This is a genomic window from Thermostichus sp. MS-CIW-30, assembly GCF_054058015.1.
On record NZ_JBSRZW010000005.1, the window covers coordinates 69,568 to 95,968 of the forward strand.

Consider the following 26,401-nt stretch of genomic DNA (forward strand, 5'->3'; position numbering starts at 1 on the left):
GCGAGGGCAACTGGGGAATCTCTGTTGGCTTGCCAGAGGGTTCGGGGATCCCGCCCATCTCCACGTTGTCCCCTGCCGGAGAAAAGTTAATCGATTGTTAATCTTTTTGTCCTGATCTCTCAACATCGCCCGGAGCGATGCGGTAGATTAGTGCAGCAACCCCCGCAAAGGGGATTTTTTGTGCCATCTACGGACTGTAGGAGAAGCTCTTGGCAAACGTCGTGGTTGTCGGTGCCCAGTGGGGCGATGAAGGAAAAGGGAAGATCACCGACCTCCTCAGTGAAAAGGCTCATGTGGTCGTCCGCTATCAAGGTGGGGTGAATGCAGGGCATACCCTGGTGGTGGGGGGCCAAACCTTCAAGCTACACTTGATCCCCTCTGGCATTCTCTACCCCGACAAACGCTGCATCATCGCCAGCGGCACGGTGATCGATCCCGAGGTTCTGCTGGCCGAGATCGACCAACTGCATCAATTGGGCATTTCCACCGACAACCTGTTCATTGCCGAAACGGCCCACGTCACCCTGCCCTACCACCGGGTTATTGACATCGCAGAAGAGGAGCGGCGTGGCATTTACCGGCTGGGCACCACCGGCCGGGGCATTGGCCCCACCTATGCCGACAAGGCCGAGCGCATGGGCATTCGCGTCGTGGACTTGATGTACCCTGACCAGCTGCGGGAGCGCCTCAGTTGGGCCATTCCCTACAAAAATGTCTTGCTGGAGAAGATCTATAATCTGCCCCCCCTGGATCCCGAGCCAATTATCGAGCAATACCTGGCCTATGCCGAGCGGCTGCGCCCCTATGTTACCGACGCTGCTCTGCTTCTCACCCAAGCCATCGAAGATCGGGAGAACATCCTGTTTGAAGGGGCTCAAGGCACCCTGTTGGATCTCGACTACGGCACCTACCCCTACGTCACCTCCTCCCATCCCATTGCCGGTGGCGCTTGTATTGGCGCTGGGATCGGCCCCACCAGCATTGACCGGGTGATCGGGGTGGCCAAAGCCTACACCACCCGCGTTGGCGAAGGCCCTTTCCCCACCGAGCTCAAAGACGAGATCGGGGCGTACCTGGGGGCAACCGGTGCTGAATTTGGCACCACCACAGGGCGACAACGGCGCTGCGGCTGGTTTGACGGGGTAATTGGGCGCTACGCGGTGCGAATCAATGGCCTAGACTGCCTGGCCATCACCAAACTGGATGTGCTGGATGGCTTGGATGAGATCAAGGTGTGCGTGGCCTACGAGTACCAGGGGCGGGAAATTCGTCACTTTCCCAGCGATGCCCGGGTTTTCGCCCAGTGCAAACCCATCTACGAAACCCTGCCGGGCTGGAAATGTTCCACCAAAGATTGCCGCTCCATCCAAGACTTGCCCCCCGAAGCCCATGATTACCTGAAGTTTTTGGCACAGTTGATGCAGGTGCCGATTGCCATTGTTTCTCTGGGGGCCAGCCGCGACCAGACGATTATCGTCGAGGATCCCATCCACGGCCCCAAACGTGCCCTTCTCTATCCCAATGGTGGCAAGCGCGTCCACGCCCTCATGCCCGACTGAGTGGGCTCAAGAGCAATTGGGAACAAGGGCAATCATAGGGCAATCATTAACAATGTAGTGATCAAATGCTCAGTAATGATCAATGTGAGTTAAGTTATGGTCATTTCAGGTTAGGGTGAAACGCCTAAGCTACGGAGAAAAGCCTTCCGGCCCTGTGCGTTCAACGTCTTAGGTGTGGATGCAGTGTCCTAGTTTATAGTCATTTAAGAGGGAATAAAACTGTTCCGTTGTCTTGCTTCCCAGCTCCTCACTGCCGAGCGAATAGGAAGCGTCTTAATCTAACTTGAAATGACTCTAATGGTTTGAGAAAAACAATATTGCCGCAGTTGGGCCAGTTCTGCCTCGCTGAGATCTTGCCACTGGCCGGGAGCAAGCCCCGCCAGAGAGAGGGGCCCCAGTCCAACCCGAACCAACCGCAAAGTTGGGATCCCAACGGCGGCAGTCATGCGGCGCACCTGGCGATTGCGACCCTCCCGCAGCGTCAGTTCCAGCCAGGTGGTGGGGATGGAGCGGCGAAAGCGGATGGGGGGATCCCGTGGCGGCAGGGTGGGTTCCTCAGCCAAGACTTTGACCTGGGCCGGGCGCGTTTTTCGCCCTTGGATGATCAGCCCCTGTTGCAGCTGTTGCAGGGCTTGGGGGGTGGGGATCCCTTCCACCTGAACCCAGTAGATGCGCTCATGGCCGAACTTGGGGTCGATCAAGCGGGCATTGAGGCGACCATCATCGGTCAGCAGGAGCAGCCCTTCGCTGTCGCGATCCAGTCGCCCCACCGGATAAACCCTGGGCACCGGGATAAAAGACTGGAGGGTGGGCCGTCCCTCTCGATCGGTGAATTGGGTGAGCACGCCATAGGGCTTGTAGAACTTGAGATAGCGCATGACACACAAAACAACAAAACTGTGAACCCAACCTTTCCAATCTTTAAGATTTGGCAGAAAGATTTGGCAGAGCGGCTTCAACGGTAAGATCAAGCCTTAAGGAGCAATATCCCTCCATCGCCAGCAGCGTTTGACGGAGCTCAACCCATGACCATAGACAACAACTTACTCTGGGTTTTGGTTGGAACAGCAGGGCTCTCTCTCCTCAGCCTGGTGTACGTGCTGGTGGATGAGGGCAACAAACGTCGCCGCTACGAACAGCAAAAGGAAAAAGAAGCTGCTCAGCCACCTGCGGTTGTTCCTGCAGAAGAAGCCGGGATCCCAGCTGCACCTCCTCCTTCTGCTCCTGAACCTGTTGCTGCTCAGCCCGCTTCAGCGCCACACACTGCTGACGGGTTCCCAGAAGCGTCGCGTAGCGATGACGAGGAGCCAGAAACCTCCCCGGAAGCGGTTCGCGCCAGCAGGACAGAGTCCTTGCCCAGCCCTGAGGACTCTGCTCTCCCCAAGGAGCCGGATACAGGGCCTGACCCCGCAGAGGAAATGCCGAAAGATACCCCATAACAGTTTTTTTCGGTTCTGGGGAAGTTCTGGGGATAGATGGGATCCCCATCCCGCAAGAGGGGAGCTTCATGCCCTCATCAGGGTTTGCTCTCCGTAGCGCAGCATCATCTCCAAAGCCGCGAGACGGTTGCCCCAAACTTGAACTCGATAGGGGTTGCGCAGAGATTCCAGCCGCATCCAAGTGGCAAGATTGGTTTTCAAGTTGCCCAGTTGCTGACGGGCTTGTTCCAGGGCTTCCGGGGTGGGATCCGCTGCCAAGGCCGCCAGGGATCCCTGCACCCGCTCTATTTGCTCCATCCATTGGCTGTGCTCCCACAACCCCAACCGTTTCTGCTCGAGCAAAAACATCCACTCCTGCCGCAGCGCCTGGAAGCGATCCCGAACAGCCCCAAAGGGATCCCGATAGGGAATGCGAGTCGAGGCAATGGCGGAGGACCTGAGGATGGCTTCCAGCTCTGGGGTAAGCTGCCGCACCGAGAATAAAGCAAACCCCCCGGTGGGCAAATCCCGCACCACCTGCAGTTGATCCAAGAACTCGACGGGCGGCAAGTTCAACAAATTAAGGCTGGGGACGAAGAGGGTGGAGAAGCGGCTGACAATTTCCAAATTGGGCTGCACCAGTTGCGCCAAACGCCGTGTATTGCCCGCATAGGTGAGGGGGATCAACAGATCCAGCTCCCCTGCCTGGATCCACTCTTCCCAGTTCTGCTGCAGCCTTTGCAGGCGCTCCTGCTTGGGCAGAGCATAGACAGCTGCCGAGAGGATCACGCGCGGGTTGAGGGAGCGGGCGGTGCGGGCAATGGCCTCCACCACCTCGTTCACCTGCTGGGTGCGGTAGCGGGTCCACAACTGCCAGAGGGAGCGATCCCTCAAGGGATCCAACTCCAGCGGATCGACGCCGGACAACTGCTGAAACCCCTGACGAGCGGCCCGACCGAAGCCAAACACCTGGCGGCTGGCAGCGTTTTGGAAGGGATAGCGGATGTAGTCCAGGTGGATTCCGTCTACCTGGTAGTCTTGCACTAGCTCGCGGGTAAGAGCCAGGAGATAGCTGCGCACCTGCGGATTGGCTGGGTCTAGCCAGGTTTCCGGCTGCCCGCGCGGGAACAGACGGCCACGATTGTCCAGATTGGCCCAATCGGGGTGAGCCGTCAGCACCGGGCCGATGTAGTCTTGGGGCAAGTTGATCTCCGGCAGCAGATTGTGGCGGGTGTTGCCCACCGCAAGAGTCCAAATCCAAGCGTGCAATTCGAGGCCCCGCTCATGAGCCAAGCGCACCGCCGCCCGCAAGGGATCCCAGCCACGGGTGAGGGGGTTCTGTTGGGGGGCGACGCGGCTGGGATGAATGGCAAAGCCAGCATTCATCGTCTCGAAAAAGACGGTGTTGAGGCCAGCCTGAGCCAGGCGATCGAAAATCTGAGCCAGCCCTGCCTCAGAGCCTGCCTCGACAATGGTGCTCCGATCCAGCCAAATGGCCCGTACCTCAGACAAAGCCGTCAACCGATCCACCGGGTAGTGGGCCCACAGATCCGCCCGTGCTTGTTCAAAAGCCTGCCGCGCCTGCTCGTATTGCCCTGCCTCCACCCAGGCCGGTAGCTGTTGCAACACGCTGCGGGCTTGCTCCAAAATGGGCTTGTACTCGGCTGCTTCTACCCCCCCTTGAGTGGCCCGAGCCAGCAACAGGGATCCCTCTACCCGACCCAGCAAGCTCCCCAGCTCTTGGCGCATGGCCAGCAACTCCAGGGTGTTGATGGTGCTCCGCACCGCTGGCAAAGGGGATGGGGTGGCAGCAGCCTGTCTGAGGGCAGCGAAACGGCCTTGGGCCCGGCGCAGAGCCGCTTGCAACCACTCCCGATCCAACTGCGCCGTCTCCTCGGGAAACTCCCCCCAACGCCAACCCAGGTACACACTCTGGCGGCTGGCAATCACCGCATAGGCATTGTCCCCCATGTCCACCTCTTCCCAGACGGCCACCAGACGACTTTCCGGGCCGGTGGGCAAGAGGGCTCCCCCGGCAACCACAAAGTGCTCCGCACCGCTGGCGCGATCGGCCGCCTGAACGCTGCGGGCCCATGCTTCAGCAAACTCTGTCAGGCGCACAGCACTGGCCAGAGGAATATCTCCGCTCCAGTAGGCGCCAATCAGGCTGCGTAAGGGATCCCGTGCCTCAGCAGGGATTTCCAGCGGGCCGCTGACGATCAACTGACCCCCTTCCTGTTGCATCCATTCGGCGAGAGCATGGGCTTGAGCAACGGTTAGGCGATTCACGTTTGGCAAAAAGACTGTGCTGCGCCCCCGCAAACCTGCTGGCTCGATCCGGTCGATCACCTGGTAGCTGAGGCCGCTCTGCTGCAGTTGCCGCTCGATATTGGCCCAGTTCTGCCCTGGCAAGCGTACCACCGTCAGAAGGTGCTCCGCACCGTGGACAGCGCTTTGGCCGTGGGCAACCGGGGATCCCGTCCAAACCAGCAGACCCACCCAGAGGAAACCCAGACAAACTGCCAGGGGCTTGAAGAATCTTAAGATGAAGCCCCAGAAACGATCCCTCACCATCCCAGACCAGCCTGCTTGAGGACTCCGTCCCGCCAAAGGACTGGGGAACCGAACCGCCAACAGCATTGGATCTCCTTTCTTTGAAGACCATCCGTCAGGAGCGCGGATATGAACCTGCACCTGCCCAGACCATTCAACATTATTCAATTCAACAATGATGTTGGTGAGGATCCCTGCCAGTGGAAGGGGGAAATCCCCAGGCGGCGCTAGGGCAGGCGAGGGATCCCGTTGCTTGTCCAGGTTGAGAAATAGGGCTTATTTTGGAGTGTGACATACTCCCGCACTCATGCTGACGCAAAGCGCTCCGCGCCGCTGGCGCGAAAAGGACATTTCCTGCGCTTGAGGACTACGTCCCGCTGACGCGAAAAGAACGGGATGCCCCACCGCCCTGTGCTTGATGTTGATGGCCGCATGGTGGTCGCGCTCTAGTTCTAGCCCACAATGGGAACAAGAATGCCACCTGTCTTGAATCGCTTTCGGTACTCTTTGACCACACCGAGAGCAGTTTTGACTGCTGCCGTTGGGATTCACTGCAATCGCCCTCAGCCCAGCTCTTTCAGCCTTGACTGCCAGAATTCGCAGAAATTGTCCCCACCCAGCATCATAGGTAGATTTTGCTAGTCGGGTTCTAGCAACACCTTTGATATTCAGGGCTTCGTACCCAATATGCTTGCCTTTGCTTACCAGCCAGTTCGCTGTTTTGTCATGAAAATCTTTGCGCTGAGATAGTGGTTAGTGGATAGTCACTATTCACTATCCACTGGTCACTATCCACTAGTCACTAGCCATAGGCGGTTTGACCCTTTCTTCTTGCGAGACACTGCCCGCTGCAGTCTCTTTAACCGCTTTTGGGCTCTGCGGTAATACTGGGGAACTGGGACAGACTCCCCCGCATCGGTCACCAAAAAGGAGTCCAGTCCCATGTCGATTCCTATGGTGTTCTCCAGTGTTGGCAGGTCAGGGGTAAATACGGGGACAGATGAATCTTGCAGGCTCAAGGTCACATACCACCCGTCTGCCTTGCGGCTGATGGCAGCGGTCTTGATGACAAAACCGTCAGGCAAAGGACGGTGCTGAATTATCCGAACAGCACCGATTTTGGGCAGATGGATAAACTGCCCGCAAATGCAGTCTTGTTTCATCGGGGGGAAACTGAAGGAGCGATACCGCCCAGCTCCCTTGAATCTGGGTTTCCCTGCCCGCTTGCCGTTACCGTCCCCCTTCAGCCAGCGGTCGAATGCTTTGTGCACTCGCTCTATGCAGTTCTGGAGGACTTGCGAATGGACTGCTCTGTACTCCGGAAACAGGGCTTTCATCTTCACCAAATCCCGTTTCTGGGAGTAGAAATCGGGATTGTCTTTTAACTCAGGCAAGTGACAGATTAAGGGACAAGCATTGATAGCACAGCGATTGTGTTCCCACCACGCAAAGCGCTCTGCCAAGCGATAGTTATAGTGCTTCCGCAACAACTCTAGCTATTGCTCCATTAGAGCAACTTGGCTAGAGGTAGGGCGTAAGCGATATTGATAGGCAGTTCTCATGATGAGTTTATAAAAGTTCTCATGATGAGCGTATAAAATCCTGCTACGCCGGTCATAGCACCAGTAAGGACGAAGCATCGTGTCCTCGCCTTTCATCCCGACCCTCACCCTGGATAGTGGTGAGTGGATAGTGACCAGCCACTAGTCACTAACAGAGGGTGGGGCTTCCCGGCGGTCTAGCTAACTGCGACCAGGGCTTGATTAGCGCTCCTCCGCCAACCGCACCTGTACCGACTGGCCGTGGGCGGGCAACCCTTCCGCTTGTGTGAGAGCCTGAATGGCGCTGGCCACCTCCCGCAAAGCCGCTGAGCTGTATTGAATCAGACTGGAATGCTTTAGGAAAGTTTCCACCCCCAAAGCCGAGGCATAGCGGGCCGCACCGGCGGTGGGCAAGGTATGGTTGGGGCCAGCCAGGTAATCTCCTACCGCCTCCGGAGTATGGTGGCCCAAGAAAATGGCCCCCGCATGGCGAATGGGATCCAGCAAAGCCCAGGGATCTGCCACCTGCAGTTCCAAATGCTCTGGTGCAAACAGGTTGGACAAAGCCACCGCCGCCGTCAGATCCGGCACCACCGCAATCAGACCGTAGTTCACCACCGACTTTTCCACCATCAGACGGTTGGGATGGGCCTCCATCTGGGTGGCCACCGCCTGCTGCACCTGCTGGGCCAGCTGGAGATCGGTGGTCAGAAGGATGGCCGCCGCCAAGGGATCGTGCTCGGCTTGGGCCAGCAAATCGGCAGCCACATAAAGGGGGTTGGCGCTCTCGTCGGCGATGATCAACACCTCCGATGGCCCGGCCAGCGAGTCGATCCCCACCGTGCCGTACACCAGCTTTTTGGCCAACGTTACGTAGATGTTGCCGGGGCCGGTGATCACGTCCACCTTGGGGATGGTCTCGGTGCCGTAGGCCAAAGCCCCTATTGCCTGAGCCCCTCCAACGCGATAGATGGTGTGGATGCCTACTTCTTGGGCGGCCACCAAAATGGCCGGGCTAATCCCCTTGCCCCCCGAGCCGTCGGATCCCGGTGGCGTCACCATCACAATCTCGGGCACCCCTGCCACCTGGGCCGGGATGGCGTTCATCAACACCGTGCTGGGATAGGCGGCTCGCCCTCCCGGAATGTAGAGGCCGGCGCGATCCACAGGGCGGTATTGCTTGCCCAAGACGATCTCAGGGCCGGGAAAGCTTACCCAACTGCTGGGCACCCGCTGCCGGTGAAAAGCTTCAATGCGCTGCTTGGCCAGCCGTAGGGCTGAAAGCAACTGCGGAGATACCGCCTGGTAAGCTGCCTCTAGCTCGGCCCCAGACACCTTCAGCTCGGCAACGCTCAGCTCCACCTGGTCAAACTCAGCCGTATAGGCCAGCAGGGCCCGATCCCCCTGACGGCGTACCGCTTGCAGGATCTCCCGCACGGTTGCTTCGCGGTGCAGGTTCTGGTCAGCCTGAGTGCGCTCCGAGATCCGTCTAAGCTCGGCTTCAGCCTCGGCTAGCTGGGTGACGATTCTCAGCATGGCAACTCCTTCGCATAGCGCGCCGTAACCCCATACTAACGAGGGATCCGGCGGCATCGCGGTAGCAAAGCGGATCTTTCGCTGGGTCGGCTTGCGGCGACAAGAAGGGACATCCCCAGGCAGGGATCTTGTCTGCACCTGGCGCGATCCGGGTTGATCATGGTCATAGCTTAGCCTGGATTTTCCTCGACCAAGAGCCGGGTAGAGTTCGCCGATAGCCCTACTTAGGAAAAAGCCTGCCCCTTTTTCATAGGCCCAGTTCTGTCGATTTGATCAAGTTGCGAAAATCGTGGATTACCTCTTCACAGCGACGGAAAAAAGCCAGCACCCAATCCCGCAGCACCTTCTGCTGAGATTCGTCCAGTTCCTTGAGGGATCCCCGGTAGTGGATCTGGCCGCTGCGCTCGATCTCGAACTGGTTCAGCCATTCTGCTTTGGATCCCTGGCGTTCCACCACTTCCTGCCGTGCTGCCTTCCAATAGTTGACGATCACCGCCTTGCCCAAATAGCCGGTTGTAATCTGGCAGAGACGGTTCAGAGATTGCACGAAGACATCCATCTCCATGCGCGGGCCCGCCGCAGGAGCGGAACTGGGCTGGGTAGCGTTCCGGCCTGCCTCCGCCTGGCTGGTAAATAGACGAAAGGTGGCCAAGCCCTTTGGCGTATCCTGCTGCAGCTCGGCTCGCAGGCGGTTCACGGCCAAGGTGTAAACCGGCATCACCAGCTCGTCATTCACCGCCACCAGCAGCGCCCATTCCGGCCCAAGGGGGTAAACGAAAACCCGCTGCTCGGCAAACTGAAAGTCAAAATAGTCAAGTCCTGGGGGCATGGTCTCCAAAACTTGAAACAGCCCTTCGGTGAGGGCCTGTTGCTGTCGGCTATCCAAATCCTGAAAAGAGCGGTAGAAAAAAGGGCGACCTGCCCGACTCAAGAGCGCCACCCCCATCACCCCGCGGATGGACAAAAAACTGTCGAGCGTTTCCTTCTCCATGCCCACTCAACTTGGATAGCACTCTTACTCTTATCCTGACTTAGATTGCCCGAGGGTGGGCGAGCACAACCAACCGCAGTTGCGAGAGGTGGATGCTCAATTTTGGGATTTAGGAAATTCACTGGGACAAAAACGCCTCGATCCGTCCCACCGCCTCCTCCAGACGGGATCCCTCGACCACCAAAGCAAAGCGGACATAGCCTTCCCCACTGGGGCCAAAGCCAGAACCCGGAGACAGGGCAACCCCTGTGGCTCTCACCAAGTCCAGACAAAACTGGGCAGAAGAGCCGCGATAAAACTCCGGCAGAGGCGCCCACAGATACATGGTGGCCTCCGGCAAAGGCACAGGCCAACCGATGCGGTGTAGAGCCGCCACAGCTATATCCCGTCGCTCTCGGTACACCTGCCGCCAGCGCTCCAAAAAACTATCGGGAACTGCCAAAGCCGCTGCTGCCCCCCGCAGAATGCCCTGGTACTGATGGAAGTCGATGGTGGATTTCACCCATCGCAGGGCTCGGATCAGCTCTCGGCTGCCAATGGCGTAGGCCACCCGGAACCCTCCCATGTGATAGGACTTGGAAAGAGAAAAAAACTCGATGGTGCGGGTTTTATCGGGATCCGCCTGCAGCGCGGAAGGGGCTACCTGGCCGTCGAAACGCCAGTCCACATAGGGAAAATCGTGGGCCAGAACGATGTCGTGCTGTTGACAGAATTGTAGGGTTTCCTGCCAAAACTCCGGGGTGACGGTGGCAGTGGTGGGGTTGTGGGGGTAGTTCAGCACCAGCAACCGTGCCTGCCGGCAGATTGCCTCCGGGATCCGATCCCACTGGGGCAAGAAGCGGTTTTCCGCCCGCAGGGGCAGGTAGTAGGGGATCCCGCCCGCCAGATGGATCCCGCCCGCATGAGAGGGATAGGCCGGATCGGCGACCAAGGCAACATCGCCAGGATTGAGCAAAGCCAGGGGCAAGAGGGCCGTCCCCTGCTGGGATCCGATCAACGGCAGCACCTCTGTTTCCGGATCGATCTCCAGGCCGAACTTCCCCATGTACCACTTGGCGCAGGCCGTCCGAAAGTCCGCCGTGTCGTGAAACAGCGTGTAGCCATAGGTAGAGGGATCCGACAGAGCCGATTGGATGGCCGCCAAGGAGTCTGAGGGTGGGGGCAGATCGGAGGATCCCAGAGACAGATCGATCACATCCAGGCCAGAGCGACGAGCCTCTCGCTTGGCTCGATCCATTTGGTCAAACACATTGCCGCCGAGGGGCTGAAGTCGCTGGGCGAGGGGAATCGACATGCAACAACTCTTGCAAAGCAGGGGGGTCTATCCTAGCTTGAGGATCCCCTCAGGGATTGTCGTCAGCATTGGGGGAAGAAGGTGAGGTTGGACGCGTGCTGGCCGCCGGCCCCCGGTCGAAAATCTCGATGTGCCACTGTCCTTGGCCGTTGCTCTCAAAAGCGATAAACCGGCCATCGCCGCTGATGGTGGGGTTGCGCACATCTCCTGGCACCCGGCTGCTGATGTTTTCTATCCTGCGAGTTTCCCGGTCGTAGAGGAAGATCTCAGACTTGCCCAGAGCATTGGACACGTAGACGATGTAGCGGCCATCAGCGCTGATGTCGGGCGAGGTAGCCGCCACGTCGCTGGAGTTGAGGCCGGGCAGATCCACCAAGCGACGTTCCACCGTGTCGTAGAGAAAAATATCTTGGCTGCCGCTGCGGGCCGAGGAAAACACCAGGTAGCGGCCATCTCCGTTGAAGGCAGGCTCCCCATCGGGGAAGATGCTGTTGAGGCCACTATTGGTCAGGCTAGGACGTGGGGTGCGAAAGCCTGCGGGGCTGCAGCCCAACAGCACCAAGCTCAATCCGGCCAGGCCCAGCTTTCTCGCCCACCGGGCCGCGCCAAACAGGATCCGGCCATTGGTCAGCATGGCATCGCCTCTCCAACCCACCCTTCCCATCATACCCGGTTGACAAACTCGGCTCCGGCTAGGGCTCCACCTTGACACCCTTCCAGAAGGCCACATAGCCCCGGATGTTGGCCGCAGCGGGTTTGGGATCCGGGTAGTACCAGGCGGCATCTTTGTTCTCCTGGCCGTTGACCACGAGGGTGTAGTAGCTGGCCTCCCCCTTCCAGGGGCAGGTGGTGTGGGTAGAGCTGGGCTGGAAGTATTCCCGGCGCAGAGATTCCGGCGGAAAATAGATGTTGCCTTCTACGGTTTCGTAGCGGTCTGTCTCCGCCACCACTACCCCATTCCAGATAGCCCTGGGCATGGAAAACCTCCTCTTTCCAAGTTTTGGATATCGGATTTTTGAGTTGCGGATCCCGGCGGCTGAGGCCGCCTTGCTTTGAGCTTAACTCTTCCCTTCCTCTTATGATCGTCTTGTATTGTCCCTTGTATTGTCCGATGAGAAGCTCTCTGTCCGGTGGGGAAGCCTGCCGATCCCGAGAGCAAAGTGGAGCATGACTCTAGTCAATAATAAGCTCAACTATACTGAAAATAATGTATAATATGTTCAGTACGGATTACTACCAGTTGATCTTTCTGTTTACTTTCGAGTCTGCCAACATGGTAGCCAAAGCAAAGCAGAAAATTGGTAGTAAGACGACACGGAAACTGCGCTTTGGGTATTCTACTCAAAGCTTTGCGGGATACCGCCATTCTGTTTGGACTCCGTCCCGCTAACGCGAATGGAAACAAACAGAATGCTATCGCTGCATAGTTGAACAGTGATGTTCAGCAGTGTTCAGCGTAAATGTATCAGTCTTTTAAGGGCTGCTTCCTACCGCTATTGAGCGCTACGGCTATGGCTCGCCGCAACACCCTACAAGATGACCTCAACTACCAACAAGCCAAGCGCAGCCTGCGCCAGTGGGTGGCCCAACTAGATCTGCGCCCCCAAGAGGTCGCGGGCTTAGAAGGGGAGTTGGAGAGCTTGCAAGCGCTCTTGGACAAGCTGGAAACCGAGGTCATCCACATCGCCGCCTTTGGTCTGGTGGGGCGAGGCAAGTCTTCGCTGCTCAATGCCCTGTTGGGCGAGCCGGTCTTTGAGACGGGGCCCACCCATGGCATCACCCGTACCCAGCAAGCGGCAACTTGGAACATCAGCTGGGAAACCCGCCCCCAGTCCTCCTTCTCTGGCACATCCCTGCAGGGATCCCACCTTCCCCCTGCATCCATTCAATCGGTGCAGGTTGCCCATTGGCAGGGATCCCGTCTGGAGCTGATCGACACTCCCGGCCTCGATGAAGTAGACGGCGAAGAGCGGGCGCGGCTGGCCCAAGAAGTGGCCCAGCGGGCGGATTTGATCCTGTTTGTCGTCTGCGGGGATCTGACGCGGGTGGAGTTTGAGGCCCTGGCCACCCTGCGGGAGGCGGGCAAGCCTATGCTGCTGGTGTTCAACAAGATCGACCAGTACCCAGAGGCGGATCGCCAGGCCATCTACGATAAGATCCGCAACGAACGGGTGCGGCAGCTCCTTTCCCCCGACGAGATCGTCATGGTGGCGGCCTCCCCTCGCGTGCCCCGCCTGGTACAAAGGCCGGATGGGAGCTTTGCTGCCCAGATGGAAGTGGGATCCCCGCAGGTGGACGAGCTGCGCCAGAAAATCCTGGAAGTGCTGCATCGGGAGGGGCGCTCGCTGCTGGCCTTGAATGCCCTCTTGTTTGCCGATCGCGTTAACCAGCAGGTGATCGAGCGCAAGCTGCAAACCCGCGCCCAGCAAGCCCAAGATCTGATCGCCTCAGCCGCCCGCACCAAAGCGCTGGCGGTTGCCCTCAACCCCATCACCCTGCTCGATACCTTGGGAGGGCTGGCCATCGATGTCACCCTGATCCTGCGCCTGTCCCGCCTGTACGGCTGGCCCATGAGCACTGCGGGAGCCACACAACTGCTGCAGAAGATCATCCTCAGCATGCTCAGCCTCGGCGCCGGCGAGTGGGTGGCGCTGTTGGGTCTGGGATCCTTAAAAACCTTGCTGGGGGGATTCTCTCTGGGGGCCTACGGCTCCGTGGCCCTGACGCAGGCGGTGTTGGCCGGGTTTTCCTGCTATGCCATCGGCGAGTCCGCCCGCCGCTACCTCGCCCAAGGGGCCAGTTGGGGGCCAGAGGGCCCCAAAGCCGCCATAGCCCAGATTTTGGCCGATTTGGACGAAGCCTCGATCACCGCCCGCCTGCGAGAGGAAATCCGCCACAAAATCGGATTTGCTTTCCCCTGACCCTCTACAATCAAAAAGCCGAGCCGCGTCGTCCTCATGACCTACTGCCTTGGCATCATCACCCGCTTTGGCTTGGTGATGGCGGCAGATTCCCGCACCAACGCCGGGGTGGACTACGTCTCCACCTACCAAAAGCTGTTCGATTTTTCCGTGCCCGAAGAGCGGGTGATCTTGATCTGCACCTCCGGCAACCTGTCCATCACCCAGGGCGTTTTGACCGAAGTGCAGCGGGATCTGCGCCAACCGGAAAGTACCAATCTCCACACCTTTCCCCACCTCTACGACGTGGCCCGCTACCTGGGATCCAAAATTCGTTACATTCAGGAGCAAGACCGGCCCTGGCTGGAAAAAGACGGCATCGACGCCCAGTGCAGCCTGTTGCTGGGGGGACAGATCCGAGGCGAAGAGCCAGCCCTTTTTTTGATCTACAGCCAGGGCAACTGCATCCAGGCCACCCCGGAAACCCCTTTTTTGCAGGTGGGGGAAACCAAATACGGCAAACCCATCCTGGATCGCACCCTCTCCTACGAAACCTCGCTAGCAGATGCGGCCAAATGCGCTCTCCTCTCCATCGACTCCACCATGAAATCCAACATCTCCGTCGGCCCCCCCATCGATTTGGTGATGGTGCAAGCGGATCAGTTCAAGGTCACCCACCGTCTGCGCCTGCGCACCGGGGATCCCTACCTGGCCAAGATGCGCAAACTGTGGGAGAGCGCCCTCAAACAAGCCTTCGACCAAATGCCCCCCATCGAGTGGGACTACTCGGATCCAGCTGATCGGGAAGAGCTGCTCGACTGAGAGGAGGAGATTGGTAGGATAGGGGTTGCTCTATCTCTGCCCAACCCTTGCCATGTCAGCCCACACCTTTCAAGACTTGATCTTTCGCCTGCAACAGTTTTGGGGGGAGCAGGGCTGCTTGATCCTACAACCCTACGACCTGGAAAAAGGCGCCGGCACCATGAGCCCCCACACGTTTTTGCGCGCCTTGGGGCCGGATCCCTGGCGAGTGGCCTATGTCGAACCCTGTCGCCGCCCCACCGATGGACGCTACGGTCAAAACCCCAATCGCCTGCAGCACTATTTTCAATACCAAGTGTTGATCAAGCCCTCCCCCGACGACATTCAAGATGTGTACCTGGATAGCCTGCAAGCTCTGGGCGTGAATCCGGCAGAGCACGATATTCGCTTTGTGGAAGATGATTGGGAATCTCCCACCTTGGGGGCTTGGGGCGTGGGCTGGGAAGTGTGGCTGGACGGCATGGAAGTAACCCAGTTCACCTACTTTCAGCAGGTGGGCGGACAAGATTGTCGCCCGGTTTCTGTAGAAATTACCTATGGGCTAGAGCGCCTGGCCATGTATCTGCAGGGGGTGGATTCGGTTTTCGATCTCTGCTGGAATGAGCATCCTTCTCTGGGACGGATTACCTATGGACAAATCTATTTCCAAAATGAGGTCGAGCAATCTTATTACAACTTCGAGTATTCCGATCCGGAGATGCTACTGGAATTGTTCCGGCTCTACGAAGCCGAGGCCAAGCGTTTGATCGAAACCACCCAACAGAAACTGCAGAAACAGGTGTTGCCGGATCGGTTGGCCGTGTCTCTGCTCCTGCCCGCCTACGACTATGTGCTCAAGTGCTCCCACACCTTTAACCTGCTCGACGCTCGTGGTGTCATTGCTGTAGCCGAGCGCACCCTCTACATTGGGCGCATCCGTAACCTGGCTCGACAATTGGCGGAGCTGTACGTTAGCCAAGCCGATCGACCGGGATCCAGCTATGCCCTGCGGCAACCGGAACCCGCTTTGGTTTACAGGGGTGCCTCTCCCCAGAGTTAATTCTTGAGAAAGGGATCCCACCTTTGGCTATGATAAGAGATTGGTGTCAGCAAGGTGCTGGCTGCCCAAATGGCTCTTGTGGAAAGTCAGTGACCTCGTTTTCATCCTCTTTTTCTGACCAGTTCACCTTACTTTTTTCGGAAAATCTTTATGTTTTACCATCATCCCGTCACTCGGGTTTCCATCTTTATTGATGGCAATAATATGTTTTATGCTCAACAGAAAAATGGCTGGTTTTTTGACCCACGCCGGGTGTTGGATTATTTTGTTAGATCACAGCCGAATGTTGAATTGGTCAACGCATTTTGGTACACCGGCATCAAGGATCCCCATGATCAGAGGGCCTTTCGAGACGCTCTGATCAGCATGGGCTTCACTGTGCGCACCAAGATCCTCAAAGAATATCGAGATGAAGACTCCGGTCGGTACTCCCAAAAAGCAAATCTGGATATCGAAATAGTAATCGATATGTTCAACACCGTTGGGCAGTACGATAGGATCATTTTGTTTAGCGGTGATGGAGATTTTGAGCGGGCCGTCGAGCTGTTGCGTTCCAAAAACACGCTGATTACAGTTGTCTCCACCGAAGGGATGATCGCCCGCGAGCTGCGCAACGCCACCGACCGCTACATCGACCTCAATGACATTCGCCCCTACATTGAGAAGTTAGACAAGTAGTGCTTTGGGCAGGGTTCTGGACTGCTTCCTCTGCCGTCGGGTCAGACCCATAGCCTCCTGGCGAGCTGGCGACAACACCGCCCGAGTTCGTTCTGGCTTTTTCCATCTTCACGGATCCCATCCCTGCCACACAAGCGGCACGTCCGTTGTACCGGGCATCGTCGGCGTTGCCGGAAAAAAGCAGTCCCGGCCAATGCGGAGGACGCTCCGGTGCCCGACAGAAGAGCTGTATCTTCTCCCCTCAGCAGCTAACTTCTGGGCAACCTTGGCTTAGGCAGAGGGCCAGACAGGCTAGCATTGTAAAAAATCTTTGCCCTGATCAGGTTTTTATGACCGGCGTTCCTGTCTCCCGCATTCGCAACTTTTCCATCATCGCCCACATCGACCACGGCAAGTCCACCCTCGCCGATCGCCTCCTGCAGGAAACGGGCACCGTTTCAGCCCGCGAGATGAAGCCACAACTGCTGGACAGCATGGAACTGGAGCGGGAACGGGGCATTACCATCAAGCTGCAAGCGGCCCGCATGAACTACCGTGCCCAAGACGGCCAAGATTATGTTTTGAACCTGATCGACACGCCAGGGCATGTAGACTTCACCTACGAAGTCTCCCGCTCCCTGGCCGCCTGTGAAGGGGCGCTGCTGGTGGTGGATGCCTCTCAAGGGGTGGAGGCCCAAACCCTGGCCAACGTCTACCTGGCCCTGGAGAACAACCTGGAAATTATTCCGGTGATCAACAAAATCGACCTGCCGGGGGCCGAGCCGGAGCGGGTGATTGCGGAGATTGAGCAGGTGATCGGCCTCGATTGCAGCGGGGCAATCCTCGCCTCTGCCAAGGTGGGTATTGGCATTCAAGAGATTCTGGAGGCCATTGTGCAGCGGGTGCCCCCCCCACGGGATACAGTGGCGGATCCCCTGCGGGCCTTGATTTTCGATAGCTATTACGACGCCTATCGCGGCGTGATCGTCTATGTGCGCATCATGGACGGGGAGGTGAAAACGGGGGACAAGATTTGCTTTATGGCCTCTGGCCGAGAATACGAGATTACCGAGCTGGGGGTGATGCGTCCCAACCAAGAGCCGGTGGATGCCCTACATGCGGGCGAGGTGGGCTACATGGCCGCCGCCATCAAGAGCGTGGAACACGCCCGTGTTGGGGATACCATCACACTGGTGAATCGCAAAGCTCCTGAGCCCCTGCCCGGCTACAAAGAAGCCAAGCCGATGGTGTTTTGTGGCCTGTTCCCCAGCAGCTCCGATCAGTACGCCGAACTCAAAGAGGCTCTGGAAAAGCTCAAGCTCAACGATGCTGCCCTGTACTTTGAGCCGGAAATTTCCAGCGCCATGGGCTTCGGCTTCCGCTGTGGTTTTCTGGGCCTGCTGCACATGGAGGTGGTGCAGGAACGCCTAGAGCGGGAGTACAATCTCGATCTGGTGATCACAGCTCCGACGGTGGTGTACCAAGTTACCCTCAACAACGGCTCTGTGATTCGGGTGGACAATCCCAGCAAGCTGCCTCCCCCCAACGAGCGCACCAGCATTGAGGAGCCGATTGTCAGGGTAGAGGTGATTCTTCCTGAGGAATTTGTCGGTACCGTGATGGAGCTGTGTGAGACCAAACGCGGCACTTTTAAAGACATGAAATATCTGGCGCAGGGTCGGACTACGCTGGTGTATGAGCTGCCCCTGGCGGAAGTGGTCACCGACTTTTTCGACCAATTGAAATCACGCACCCGCGGTTATGCCAGCATGGACTACCAAATGATTGGCTATCGCGCCGATGATTTGGTGCGTTTGGACATTTTGATCAACGGCGATGTGGTGGATTCTCTATCCACAATTGTGCATCGGGACAAAGCTTTTTATGTAGGCCGTTCCCTAGTTGCCAAGTTACGAGAGCTGATCCCGCGCCATCAATTTGAAGTGCCCATTCAGGCGGCAATTGGCTCTAAGGTGATTGCTCGTGAAACCATACCGGCCCTGCGCAAAAACGTCTTGGCCAAATGCTACGGAGGAGATGTGACCCGCAAACGCAAGCTTTTGGAAAAACAAAAAGAGGGGAAAAAACGCATGAAGGCGGTGGGAACGGTGGATGTGCCCCAAGAAGCGTTTATGGCCGTGCTGAAGCTGCAGAATGACTAGGGCGATGGGCACTCAACTGGGGCGGGAAGAGGTGTTGGCCTGGCTACAGGAGCGGGTGTCTCCTCCTCGCCTCCGCCATATCTTGGGGGTAGAGGGGATGGCCCGACAGCTGGCGGCCCACTACGGGCTGGATGAGCAGAAAGCTGCTTGGGCAGGGCTGATGCACGACTTGGCCAAGGCTTTCCCGCCGGAGCAACTGTTGCAAAGGGTGGCTCAGGAACGGGAGCTGGATGAAATTGAGCGGGCCGAACCTCACATCCTGCATGCTGAGGTGGGATCCCTGGTGGCGCGGGAGCAGTTTCAGGTACAAGATCCGGAGATTTTGGCGGCCATTGCCAACCACACGCTAGGGCAGCCCGGCATGGATCCGCTCAGTTGCGTGGTTTTCGTGGCCGATGCCCTGGAGCCGAATCGGGGCAACAGCCCAGAATTGGAGCGGTTGCGGCAGATGGCTTTTGTAGATTTGTCTAAAACCGTAGTGGGAGTATGTGACTTGAGCCTAAAATTTTTGCTAGACCGGAATCAGGTGGTTCATCCGCGCACACTCATGACTCGGAATCATTTTTTGTTACATCCTTTAGAAAAAGCGGTGTCCTAGGTTAACTCAGTCGTTTCAGGAGGGTTTTAGTTGCTACATCTCATGCCTGCCCCTGCTGGGGATCCCATCTATTGCATGGCGCTGAGTGCAGCTCGCGCGGCAGAAGAGAAAAAAGGTGGCGATATCGTTCTGCTGGATGTATCCCAAGTCTCCACTTTGGCAGATTACTTTCTTCTGGTCAGCGGCTACTCGCTTACGCAAGTCCGCGCCATTGCCCGAGCAATTGAGGAAAAGGTTTGGGACGAGTGGAAACAAACTCCGCGCCGCATCGAAGGGCAGGAATCGGCCTCTTGGATACTGATCGACTATGCCGATCTCATTATCCATGTGATTATGCAACAGGAAAGGGACTACTATGACCTAGAGTCTTTCTGGATCCAGGCTCAGCGAGTCGATCTGCCCATAGCAGGCTAAATCTATTTGTTTTGGATCCCTGGATTTGGCAGTTCTTCAGAGCTTGGAGCCAAGGGAAGAGTTGCTCTTTACAACTCTTTAACTGCCTTCCAGGGCCTCCTTGACAGACAGAAGTTTTAGTCAATTGTCAAGAAATATGTAAGTTTCTTAATATTCCCGCAATTTCTTACACAGTCACGTGTTAGGGTAGTGAATGACAAATAGCTGAGTAAGATCTTCCTGCCTTTTGCAGTCGAGTTTCTATAGTCTTTGTTAAACGCTCTACCTTGTTTCTCTTGAACGCTGATAATTCTTTGTTGGTACTGAATACCAGCAAAAAGATTTTCCAGCTGCTGATGGCTCCTATTGGCTGCTTTCAGCGGTAAGTGGAAAGGCAAACGAGGCGAATAGAGGAGGCAAGGATTGGCTGCACAAGAGGATCTTACGAACGAAACCGCAACTTCTTCCCGACGGCAGACTTAACTGCAACCGGCTTAAATGGTCGGCTTGTAGGCAAAATCCGGTGCCAAAAGCAGCGGAGGAAGATGGGGAAGCAGCGTTTTTTGTTTAATGTCTGTTTTTAAGAGCGACAGGGATTTTTAGGAGGGACATTCATCATGGAAAAGATGTTGGTTAATATCGTCGAGTACCTGGCATTGGGAGAACTGGAAACTATCCTCTCCACTGAGCACCCCCATCAACAGGTGTTTTATGACGCTAGGGAGCGGGAAGCGATGATGCAGCAGATCCTAAACCGGGTCCCCGCCATCTACATGTGGCTGGCTGCCGATGAGTGTCCCAGCCGCGATCAACTCAATTCCTCTGAGCTGGAATTGCTGCGGTCGGTAGTGCGGGATGTGGTCAATCAAAAACTCCAACAAGCCTCTTTTGGCCTTGACCCCTATGCGGGATCCATGTCAGAGGTCTTCTACGGATAGAGGGGGCGGGCTTAAGCTACACTGCAAAGGCGTTGCCTTAGCTTGTTGCCTCTGCCCATGTTGCCTGTTTACTATTCTGATATTTTCCTCAGCCACGATACTGGGCCATTTCACCCCGAGCGTCCGGCTCGCTTGCAGTCCATTGTTAAGGCGCTGCGTGGTGCCCCTTTTGCCAACCAGTTGGAATGGCGGGATCCCCCCTTGGCGGAGCTGGCAGAGCTGGAGCGAGTACACTCGCGTCGGCACATTCAACAGGTGGCTGAGTTGGCAACAGCAGGTGGGGGACGCATCGATGCCGACACTGCTCTCTCGGGGAGAAGTTTTGAGGCAGCGCGCCTGGCTGTGGGAGCTTGGATTGCCGGCTCTGCCTCGGTTTTGACCACCGCTCAGCCAGCGCTGGTGCTGTGCCGTCCACCTGGGCATCACGCAGAGCCAGAACGAGCAATGGGGTTTTGTTTATTCAGCAACGCAGCCATTGCGGCGCTGTGGGCGCTGGATCAGCCGGGGGTGAAGCGGGTGGCGATTTTCGATTGGGATGTTCACCACGGCAACGGCACGCAGGCGGTGGTGGAGCGCTATCCCCAACTGGCCTATGCCTCCATCCATCAGTTTCCCCTCTACCCCGGCACCGGCTCCGCTCGCGAAACCGGGATCCACGGCAACCTCTGCAACGTGCCTTTGCCTGCCGGCTCGGATTGGTTGGCCTACAAAAAGGCCCTCGACGAGAAGATCTTGCCGTTCTTGCAAGCGTTCCAGCCGGATTTGCTGCTGGTGAGCGCCGGCTTCGACTGTGCCAAAGGGGATCCCTTGGCCGGTATGCGGCTAGAGCCGGAAGACTTTGGCCGCATGGCCCGCCTTTGCCTGGAGCAGGTGACCTGCAAAACCCTCTTCGGCTTGGAAGGCGGCTATAACCTGGACAACCTGGCGCGCGGCTGGCTGAGCCTGGCCCAAGCTTGCCTGGAGAGTTAACCTTTCCACTTCACCTTGGGTAAAATCTGCCGCACATCCACCCGATCCTTGTACTTGAGAGCAAAGTTGAGCAGCGAATCCAAGAGGGAATCGGACAGATAGTGGGGCTGGAGGCCCAGGTCTAGGAGCTTGGTGTTTTTGGCGTTGTAGTAGTGCTCTTCCAGCTCGACGCGGGGGTTCTCCAGGTGGTTGATTTCCACCTTCAGGCCCATGGTGGCTCCCGCCTTTTGCACCAGCAACGCCAGTTGCTCAACACTAAATTGCTCTGTGAACTGGTTCATCACCCGGAATTGGCCCGGCTCGGCAGGGTGAGCAATGGCCAGCTCCACGCAGCGCACCGTGTCGCGGATATCCAGGAAACCGCGGGTCTGGCCGCCCTTGCCATACACTGTCAGCGGATGGCCCACGGCCGCTTGAATGCAGAAGCGGTTCAGAGCTGTGCCGAATACGCCATCGTAATCGAGACGGTTGATCAGCACCTCGTCCATGCCGGTTTCTTCTGTGAGCACGCCGTATACCACCCCTTGGTTGAGGTCGGTGGCCCGCAGGCCCCAGACGCGGCAGGCGAAGTGGATGTTGTGGCTGTCGTGTACTTTGGAGAGGTGATACATGGATCCCGGCTGCTTGGGGTAGGGCAGGGTATCCTTGCGGCCATTGTGCTCGATGGTGATGTACCCCTCCTCGATGTCGATGTTGGGGGTGCCGTACTCGCCCATGGTGCCCAGCTTCACCAGGTGGCAATCGGGAAATTCCTCCTTGATGGCGTAGAGGATGTTCAAGGTGCCCACCACGTTGTTCACCTGGGTCATCACCGCATGCTCGCGGCTGATCATCGAGTAAGGGGCAGAGCGCTGCTCGCCAAAGTGAACAATGGCCTCCGGCGGGAAGCGGCGCATGCAGGAGATCAGGGCTTCGTAGTTGGTAACGTCGCAGACAAAGATGGGAATGTCCTTGCCGGTTAGCCCCTTCCAGCAATCCACCCGTTGCTCTAGCTGGGCAATTGGGGTCAGGGTAGAAACCCCCAGTTGCAGATCCCAGAGGCGGCGGACGTAGGAATCGAGAATGGCCACCTCATAACCCCTGTTGGATAGGTATAGGGCCGTCGCCCAGCCACAGTATCCGTCACCACCAATAACCAGGACTTTCATCAGGGAAGCAAAATTCGGCTGCTCACGAATCTACCAAGTTATGGCACCAAAGACAAACTCTCCTGGGATCCCTTCGGGGTGCTGGATAGCCCCTTATTCGATGCGAGGCGGGTTGTCCAGGGTATAAACCGTGGTCTCGGCGGCAATGGCACGGCGCAGGTGAGCTGGGACTTGGTAGAGGCCCAGAAGGGTGATGCCATCGATGAATTGCAGTGCCCCTCGCTCGGGATCCAACTGTTGGCTCAGAATCTGGTCGATCTGCTCCGGTTCTGGCCTGGGGGAGATGGGATCCTGAGCTGCCAGGGCAAAACCCAGTGGGCCACCGTAGGTGGGGGCATAGATGGCGTAGGGCTGCACGGCGGCAAACACCGTTTTCAGGGTGCGAACAATGCGGGTGTGTTGATGAAGCTCAACCGGCCCCGTCGGCCCGGCTTGGATGGTGAAAGCCCCATCTGGCTGCAACTTGGAGCGGATCTGGCGGAAAAACTCCTGGGTGAAGAGGCGGTAGGCAGGGCCGGACTCAATGGGATCGGAAAGATCGGAAAGGATCACATCCCAAATGGGGCCTGTTTCCTGGAGAAAATCCAAGGCATCGGCAATCACCACCTCCACCCGCGGATCTTCAAAGGATCCCTGGTGCATTTCCGGCAGGTGCTCTCGGCAGGCTGCCACCACCTCCCCATCGATGTCCACCATCACCACCTGCTCCACCGAGCGCCAACGCAGCACCTCCCGCAGCGTTGCCCCTTCTGCCCCCCCCAACACCAGTACCCGCCGGGGGATCCCGCCCGCTTGGACAACCTGCACCATAGCCGGATGAACCAAAGCCTCGTGGTACAGAAACTCATCCACGGTAGTGGATTGCCAATGCCCATCCAGCATCAGACCCTTGCCGAAGGCCCCCGTCTCGGCGATCAGCATCTCCTGGAAAGGGGTTTTTCGGTAGGCCAAGATGCGCGTGACGGCACGGGCGGTGTAGTCCCAAGGGGTAAAGTACTCCTGAACCCAGAAGAAACTTCTCGGGCTGCTCATAAGCACCTCGCTACAGCTTTTTCCAGCAACATAGACTGACCTCTGGGGTGAATCGGATCCCACCCAGCCTACAGATGGCCCCCATGACAGTCTGGAAAAAGCTGCGATTGGCGAAGATCTCAGCGCCTTCGTCGGGTCGCTTCACAGGTGAGCACCTCAGCCGAGTCTGGGGCCTCTTCCAGGAGTGTCGGTTGCGCGGTGCGGCGGGGCACCTTGCGCAGGGAATATCGTCGCGCTTGAAACACGTCGATCAGATATTCACAGGCCGCTTCCGGTCGGGTGTGGCGACCACAGGTGAACACATCCACCGCCGCGTAGCCCGCTTCGGGCCAGGTGTGAATGGAGATGTGGGATTCCCCCAAAAGAGCGAGGGCTGTAATCCCCTGTGGCTCAAATGGATGGCACAGCTCTCCCAAAAAGGTGGAGTTGGAGCGTCTCGCTGCCTCCCGCAAAGCCTGTTGCACCAGAGAGGCATCATCCAAAAGTTTGGCCGGGCAGTCGTAAAGCTCCAGGATACAGTGGATCCCGATCAGAGCTGGAGACCTATCCCCTAATTGGCCAGATAGTGTGTGCAGCATACTATCCCCTAATTGGCCAGATAGAACTGATTAGAACCAGAGGCTGCACAGAAAGCGCAGCTTTACCATTATCTCACAATTGACATACTCCCCTGCCTAAAGGCAGGGGATTCTGGTTCCTGGTTCTGCGACAGCACTTACCGTGTCAGGTTGCCCCTCCACAGCAGCGGTGCTCATCGCGGCAGCGGGCCGTAGGCCTTTCTCCCCAGGCGTTCCCCCTTTCGGGGCGGTTCCCTTTTGCCCAAAGGTACCGTTGTTCCACTCCTCACCCAACAACTCCAACCCTTTGCGCAGGATGTTGATGGCCGCATTCTCATCCCGGCAAAGTACCACCCCACACTGCGGGCATTGATGGGTGCGAGTGGACAGCGTCTTCTTCACCCAGTGGCCACAATGAGAACAGTCCTGACTGGTGTACTGGGGCGGCACGGCCACCACCACCTTGTTGAAGACCTTCCCGTAGGAGTCCAGCCACCCGGTGAATAAACTCCAGCTCGCATCGTGAATCGACTTAGCCAAGTGGTGATTCCGCACCAAGTTCCGCACCTGCAAGTCCTCGTACACCACGACAAAGCGCTCCGCGCCGCTGCAAGCGAACGTTAGATGTCACCACGCACCGGGCCAGCTTCACAGCCCAGTCTCTACGCTGGCGTTGAACCTTCAGGTGTACCTTGCCTAGTCGCTTCCTCTGCTTGTGGTAGTTCTTGGATTGGGGTTTGGCCCCTCTCCGAAACTTCCGACTTAACCTGCGTTGCTCTCGCTTCAACCTTTTTTCGGCACGACGCAAGAATTTGGGGCACTCTACCTTGTTTCCGTGGCTGTCGGTGTAGAAGTGCATCAAGCCCACATCCAGCCCCACCGCCTTGCCGGTGTAGCCCACCTTCTCCCGACGCTCCACGTCCAGGCAGAACTGGGCGTAGTAGCCATCGGCTCTCCGCACTACCCGCACCCGATTGATTTTCAGGGTGAGGATGTCCCGCCGCGCCTCGCCGTTGCAGTACAGGGCAAAGGTGCCCGCCTGGAAGCCGTCCGTGAAGGTGATGGACATGCCGTCAGGAGACAGCTTCCAGCCGGATAGCTTGTACTCCACGGAGCGGCAATGTTTCTGGAACTTGGGATAGCCCTTCCGGGCTGCCTTCTCCTTGCAGCGGCGGTAGAAGTTGGAGATGGCAAACCAGGCTCGCTCCGCACTGGCTTGCCGGGCAGAGGAGTTCAGCTTCTGGGCGAAGGGGAACTCTCTGGCCAAGTCCTTGCAGAGGGAGTACAACGTGGCCCTGTTCACCCCCTGATGATCCATCCAGTGGCGCAGGCACTTGTTGCGCACGAACTGGGCAGTCCGAATGGCCTCATCCAGGGCTTGGTACTGCTGGGCTGTGCCGTTGAGGAGCTTGGCTTCGAGGACGCGCATGGGCCTATTTTATCAAAGGTCTAGCAAGATAAAAGCCGCCCTGGTCGCGTCAGCGGGCCGTAGGCCTTAGGGCGGGGCTTCAGACCCAGTTTTTTGGTAAAGCCAAACTACCCTCCCCAGCAGCTTTTTTCTTAACCGAAAGTTAACCCTAGGCCCAATCTGGAGCCACTGCACCACCGACACCAGCGTTCCGGGAAGGGGCTGGAGAAGCTAGGGCTGCTGCTCCTTTGAAGAGGGAGAGGGGGGATAGAGCAGGGCTTCCAGCTCCTGCAGCGCTTGCTCCAGGTTGTCGTTGACAATCACGTAGTCAAATTCGTCTTGGGCATCCAATTCCTTGCGGGCCTGTTCCAGGCGGCGCTCGATGCTGGCCTCCGAGTCTTGTCCGCGCTCGCGGATGCGACGTTCCAGCTCTTCCAGAGAAGGGGGACAGAGAAAGATGCGAATGGCATCTGGGTACTGTTGCCTCACCTGACGGGCCCCCGCCAGCTCAATTTCCAGCAGCACATCCTGACCCTGGTTAAGTTTTTGGAACACGATCTCGCGGGGAGTGCCGTAAAAGTTGCCCGCATACTGTGCCCATTCCAACAGCTCGTTGGCTTCAATCAAGTTGAGAAATTCCTCCCGGCTGCGAAAGTAGTAGTTGACACCTTCCTGTTCGCTGGGGCGGGGGGGGCGGGTGGTGACCGAAACCGAGAGATACAGCTCGGGGTGGCGCTGGCGCAACTGGTTGACCAGCGTACCCTTACCCACTCCGCTGGGCCCTGTCAAAACCACCAAGCGACCGCGCGGGGTAGGAGCCGGAAGGGATCCCTGCTGCTGCGTACACTCAGAGGAAACCGGGGTAGGAGAGGTTGGCATAGACAGA

General features: G+C 57.7%; 22 protein-coding genes and 2 pseudogenes. 11 read left to right on the forward strand and 13 right to left on the reverse strand.

From position 1 onward, the window contains the following. The first annotated feature begins 209 nt into the window (after window positions 1–209). Window positions 210–1,559, forward strand: a complete 1,350-nt coding sequence (locus tag ACVWXW_RS03520; protein WP_414332548.1) for an adenylosuccinate synthase — start codon at window positions 210–212, stop codon at window positions 1,557–1,559. A gap of 278 nt (window positions 1,560–1,837) precedes the next feature. Here the strand turns inward: ACVWXW_RS03520 and ACVWXW_RS03525 are convergent, their stop codons facing one another. After that, complete coding sequence (locus ACVWXW_RS03525; RefSeq protein ID WP_457402805.1) at window positions 1,838–2,437, reverse strand: pseudouridine synthase; 600 nt, start codon at window positions 2,435–2,437, stop codon at window positions 1,838–1,840. A 147-nt stretch (window positions 2,438–2,584) separates the two neighbouring features. Here ACVWXW_RS03525 and ACVWXW_RS03530 point away from each other — a divergent pair, with 147 nt between their 5' ends. Next, window positions 2,585–2,998 (forward strand): hypothetical protein, encoded by a 414-nt coding sequence (locus ACVWXW_RS03530; RefSeq protein WP_011431749.1) that lies wholly within the window; start codon window positions 2,585–2,587, stop codon window positions 2,996–2,998. Between the two features lie 66 nt (window positions 2,999–3,064). Here the strand turns inward: ACVWXW_RS03530 and ACVWXW_RS03535 are convergent, their stop codons facing one another. The 7 genes and pseudogenes from ACVWXW_RS03535 to ACVWXW_RS03565 all read right to left on the reverse strand — a co-directional run bounded on the left by ACVWXW_RS03535 (window position 3,065) and on the right by ACVWXW_RS03565 (window position 11,869). Next, window positions 3,065–5,617 carry a glycoside hydrolase family 10 protein gene (locus tag ACVWXW_RS03535; RefSeq protein ID WP_457402807.1) on the reverse strand — a complete coding sequence of 851 codons (2,553 nt, stop codon included), beginning with the start codon at window positions 5,615–5,617 and terminating at the stop codon, window positions 3,065–3,067. Window positions 5,618–5,806: 189 nt separating this feature from the next. After that, window positions 5,807–7,092: pseudogene (locus tag ACVWXW_RS03540) on the reverse strand (RNA-guided endonuclease InsQ/TnpB family protein). Window positions 7,093–7,293: 201 nt separating this feature from the next. After that, window positions 7,294–8,607 carry a histidinol dehydrogenase gene (hisD, locus tag ACVWXW_RS03545; RefSeq protein WP_414343017.1) on the reverse strand — a complete coding sequence of 438 codons (1,314 nt, stop codon included), beginning with the start codon at window positions 8,605–8,607 and terminating at the stop codon, window positions 7,294–7,296. Window positions 8,608–8,854: 247 nt separating this feature from the next. Next, the gene (locus tag ACVWXW_RS03550) at window positions 8,855–9,598 is read right to left on the reverse strand and encodes a hypothetical protein (protein ID WP_414522591.1); all 744 of its coding nucleotides are present in this window, start codon (window positions 9,596–9,598) and stop codon (window positions 8,855–8,857) included. Between the two features lie 118 nt (window positions 9,599–9,716). Continuing rightward, the gene (locus ACVWXW_RS03555) at window positions 9,717–10,892 is read right to left on the reverse strand and encodes an LL-diaminopimelate aminotransferase (RefSeq protein WP_457402809.1); all 1,176 of its coding nucleotides are present in this window, start codon (window positions 10,890–10,892) and stop codon (window positions 9,717–9,719) included. A gap of 49 nt (window positions 10,893–10,941) precedes the next feature. Then, window positions 10,942–11,526 carry a TolB family protein gene (locus tag ACVWXW_RS03560; RefSeq protein ID WP_414328852.1) on the reverse strand — a complete coding sequence of 195 codons (585 nt, stop codon included), beginning with the start codon at window positions 11,524–11,526 and terminating at the stop codon, window positions 10,942–10,944. A gap of 58 nt (window positions 11,527–11,584) precedes the next feature. Further along, window positions 11,585–11,869: a DUF427 domain-containing protein gene (locus tag ACVWXW_RS03565; RefSeq protein WP_414328853.1), complete on the reverse strand. Its 285-nt coding sequence runs from the start codon at window positions 11,867–11,869 to the stop codon at window positions 11,585–11,587. 534 nt (window positions 11,870–12,403) lie between these two features. Here ACVWXW_RS03565 and ACVWXW_RS03570 point away from each other — a divergent pair. From ACVWXW_RS03570 to ACVWXW_RS03610, 9 genes are all read left to right on the forward strand, one after another. Further along, window positions 12,404–13,813, forward strand: a complete 1,410-nt coding sequence (locus tag ACVWXW_RS03570; protein ID WP_457402855.1) for a DUF697 domain-containing protein — start codon at window positions 12,404–12,406, stop codon at window positions 13,811–13,813. A gap of 36 nt (window positions 13,814–13,849) precedes the next feature. Beyond that, window positions 13,850–14,614 carry a peptidase gene (locus ACVWXW_RS03575; RefSeq protein ID WP_414412782.1) on the forward strand — a complete coding sequence of 255 codons (765 nt, stop codon included), beginning with the start codon at window positions 13,850–13,852 and terminating at the stop codon, window positions 14,612–14,614. Between the two features lie 52 nt (window positions 14,615–14,666). After that, window positions 14,667–15,653 (forward strand): glycine--tRNA ligase subunit alpha, encoded by a 987-nt coding sequence (gene glyQ, locus ACVWXW_RS03580; RefSeq protein ID WP_414356301.1) that lies wholly within the window; start codon window positions 14,667–14,669, stop codon window positions 15,651–15,653. 150 nt (window positions 15,654–15,803) lie between these two features. Beyond that, complete coding sequence (locus ACVWXW_RS03585; RefSeq protein WP_011431737.1) at window positions 15,804–16,331, forward strand: low amplitude/bright protein LabA; 528 nt, start codon at window positions 15,804–15,806, stop codon at window positions 16,329–16,331. 329 nt (window positions 16,332–16,660) lie between these two features. Next, the gene (lepA, locus tag ACVWXW_RS03590) at window positions 16,661–18,472 is read left to right on the forward strand and encodes a translation elongation factor 4 (protein ID WP_414328663.1); all 1,812 of its coding nucleotides are present in this window, start codon (window positions 16,661–16,663) and stop codon (window positions 18,470–18,472) included. Continuing rightward, window positions 18,465–19,070, forward strand: a complete 606-nt coding sequence (gene yqeK / locus ACVWXW_RS03595) for a bis(5'-nucleosyl)-tetraphosphatase (symmetrical) YqeK (protein WP_414389772.1) — start codon at window positions 18,465–18,467, stop codon at window positions 19,068–19,070. Before lepA ends, yqeK begins: the two co-directional genes overlap by 8 nt. Before the next feature lie 42 nt (window positions 19,071–19,112). Next, a complete protein-coding gene (gene rsfS, locus ACVWXW_RS03600; protein ID WP_457402812.1) occupies window positions 19,113–19,484 on the forward strand; it encodes a ribosome silencing factor in 372 nt (123 codons plus the stop codon). Between the two features lie 596 nt (window positions 19,485–20,080). After that, complete coding sequence (locus ACVWXW_RS03605; RefSeq protein WP_011431733.1) at window positions 20,081–20,401, forward strand: hypothetical protein; 321 nt, start codon at window positions 20,081–20,083, stop codon at window positions 20,399–20,401. A gap of 57 nt (window positions 20,402–20,458) precedes the next feature. Beyond that, entirely contained in the window at window positions 20,459–21,370 is a 912-nt protein-coding gene (locus ACVWXW_RS03610) for a histone deacetylase family protein (protein WP_457402814.1), read from the forward strand. On the opposite strand, the gene ACVWXW_RS03615 is transcribed toward ACVWXW_RS03610, so the two are convergent. From ACVWXW_RS03615 to gmk, 5 genes and pseudogenes are all read right to left on the reverse strand, one after another. Beyond that, window positions 21,367–22,518 carry an NAD-dependent epimerase/dehydratase family protein gene (locus tag ACVWXW_RS03615; RefSeq protein ID WP_457384670.1) on the reverse strand — a complete coding sequence of 384 codons (1,152 nt, stop codon included), beginning with the start codon at window positions 22,516–22,518 and terminating at the stop codon, window positions 21,367–21,369. The two genes, ACVWXW_RS03610 and ACVWXW_RS03615, sit on opposite strands and share 4 nt — an antisense overlap. Before the next feature lie 93 nt (window positions 22,519–22,611). Then, the gene (locus tag ACVWXW_RS03620) at window positions 22,612–23,550 is read right to left on the reverse strand and encodes a fused MFS/spermidine synthase (protein ID WP_414356308.1); all 939 of its coding nucleotides are present in this window, start codon (window positions 23,548–23,550) and stop codon (window positions 22,612–22,614) included. Between the two features lie 119 nt (window positions 23,551–23,669). After that, on the reverse strand, window positions 23,670–24,128 hold the full coding sequence (speD, locus tag ACVWXW_RS03625; RefSeq protein WP_414328672.1) for an adenosylmethionine decarboxylase: 459 nt from the start codon (window positions 24,126–24,128) through the stop codon (window positions 23,670–23,672). 96 nt (window positions 24,129–24,224) lie between these two features. Beyond that, window positions 24,225–25,536 (reverse strand): annotated as a pseudogene (locus ACVWXW_RS03630) (RNA-guided endonuclease InsQ/TnpB family protein). Window positions 25,537–25,746: 210 nt separating this feature from the next. Further along, window positions 25,747–26,394 carry a guanylate kinase gene (gene gmk / locus ACVWXW_RS03635; RefSeq protein WP_369791759.1) on the reverse strand — a complete coding sequence of 216 codons (648 nt, stop codon included), beginning with the start codon at window positions 26,392–26,394 and terminating at the stop codon, window positions 25,747–25,749. Window positions 26,395–26,401: the final 7 nt, after the last annotated feature.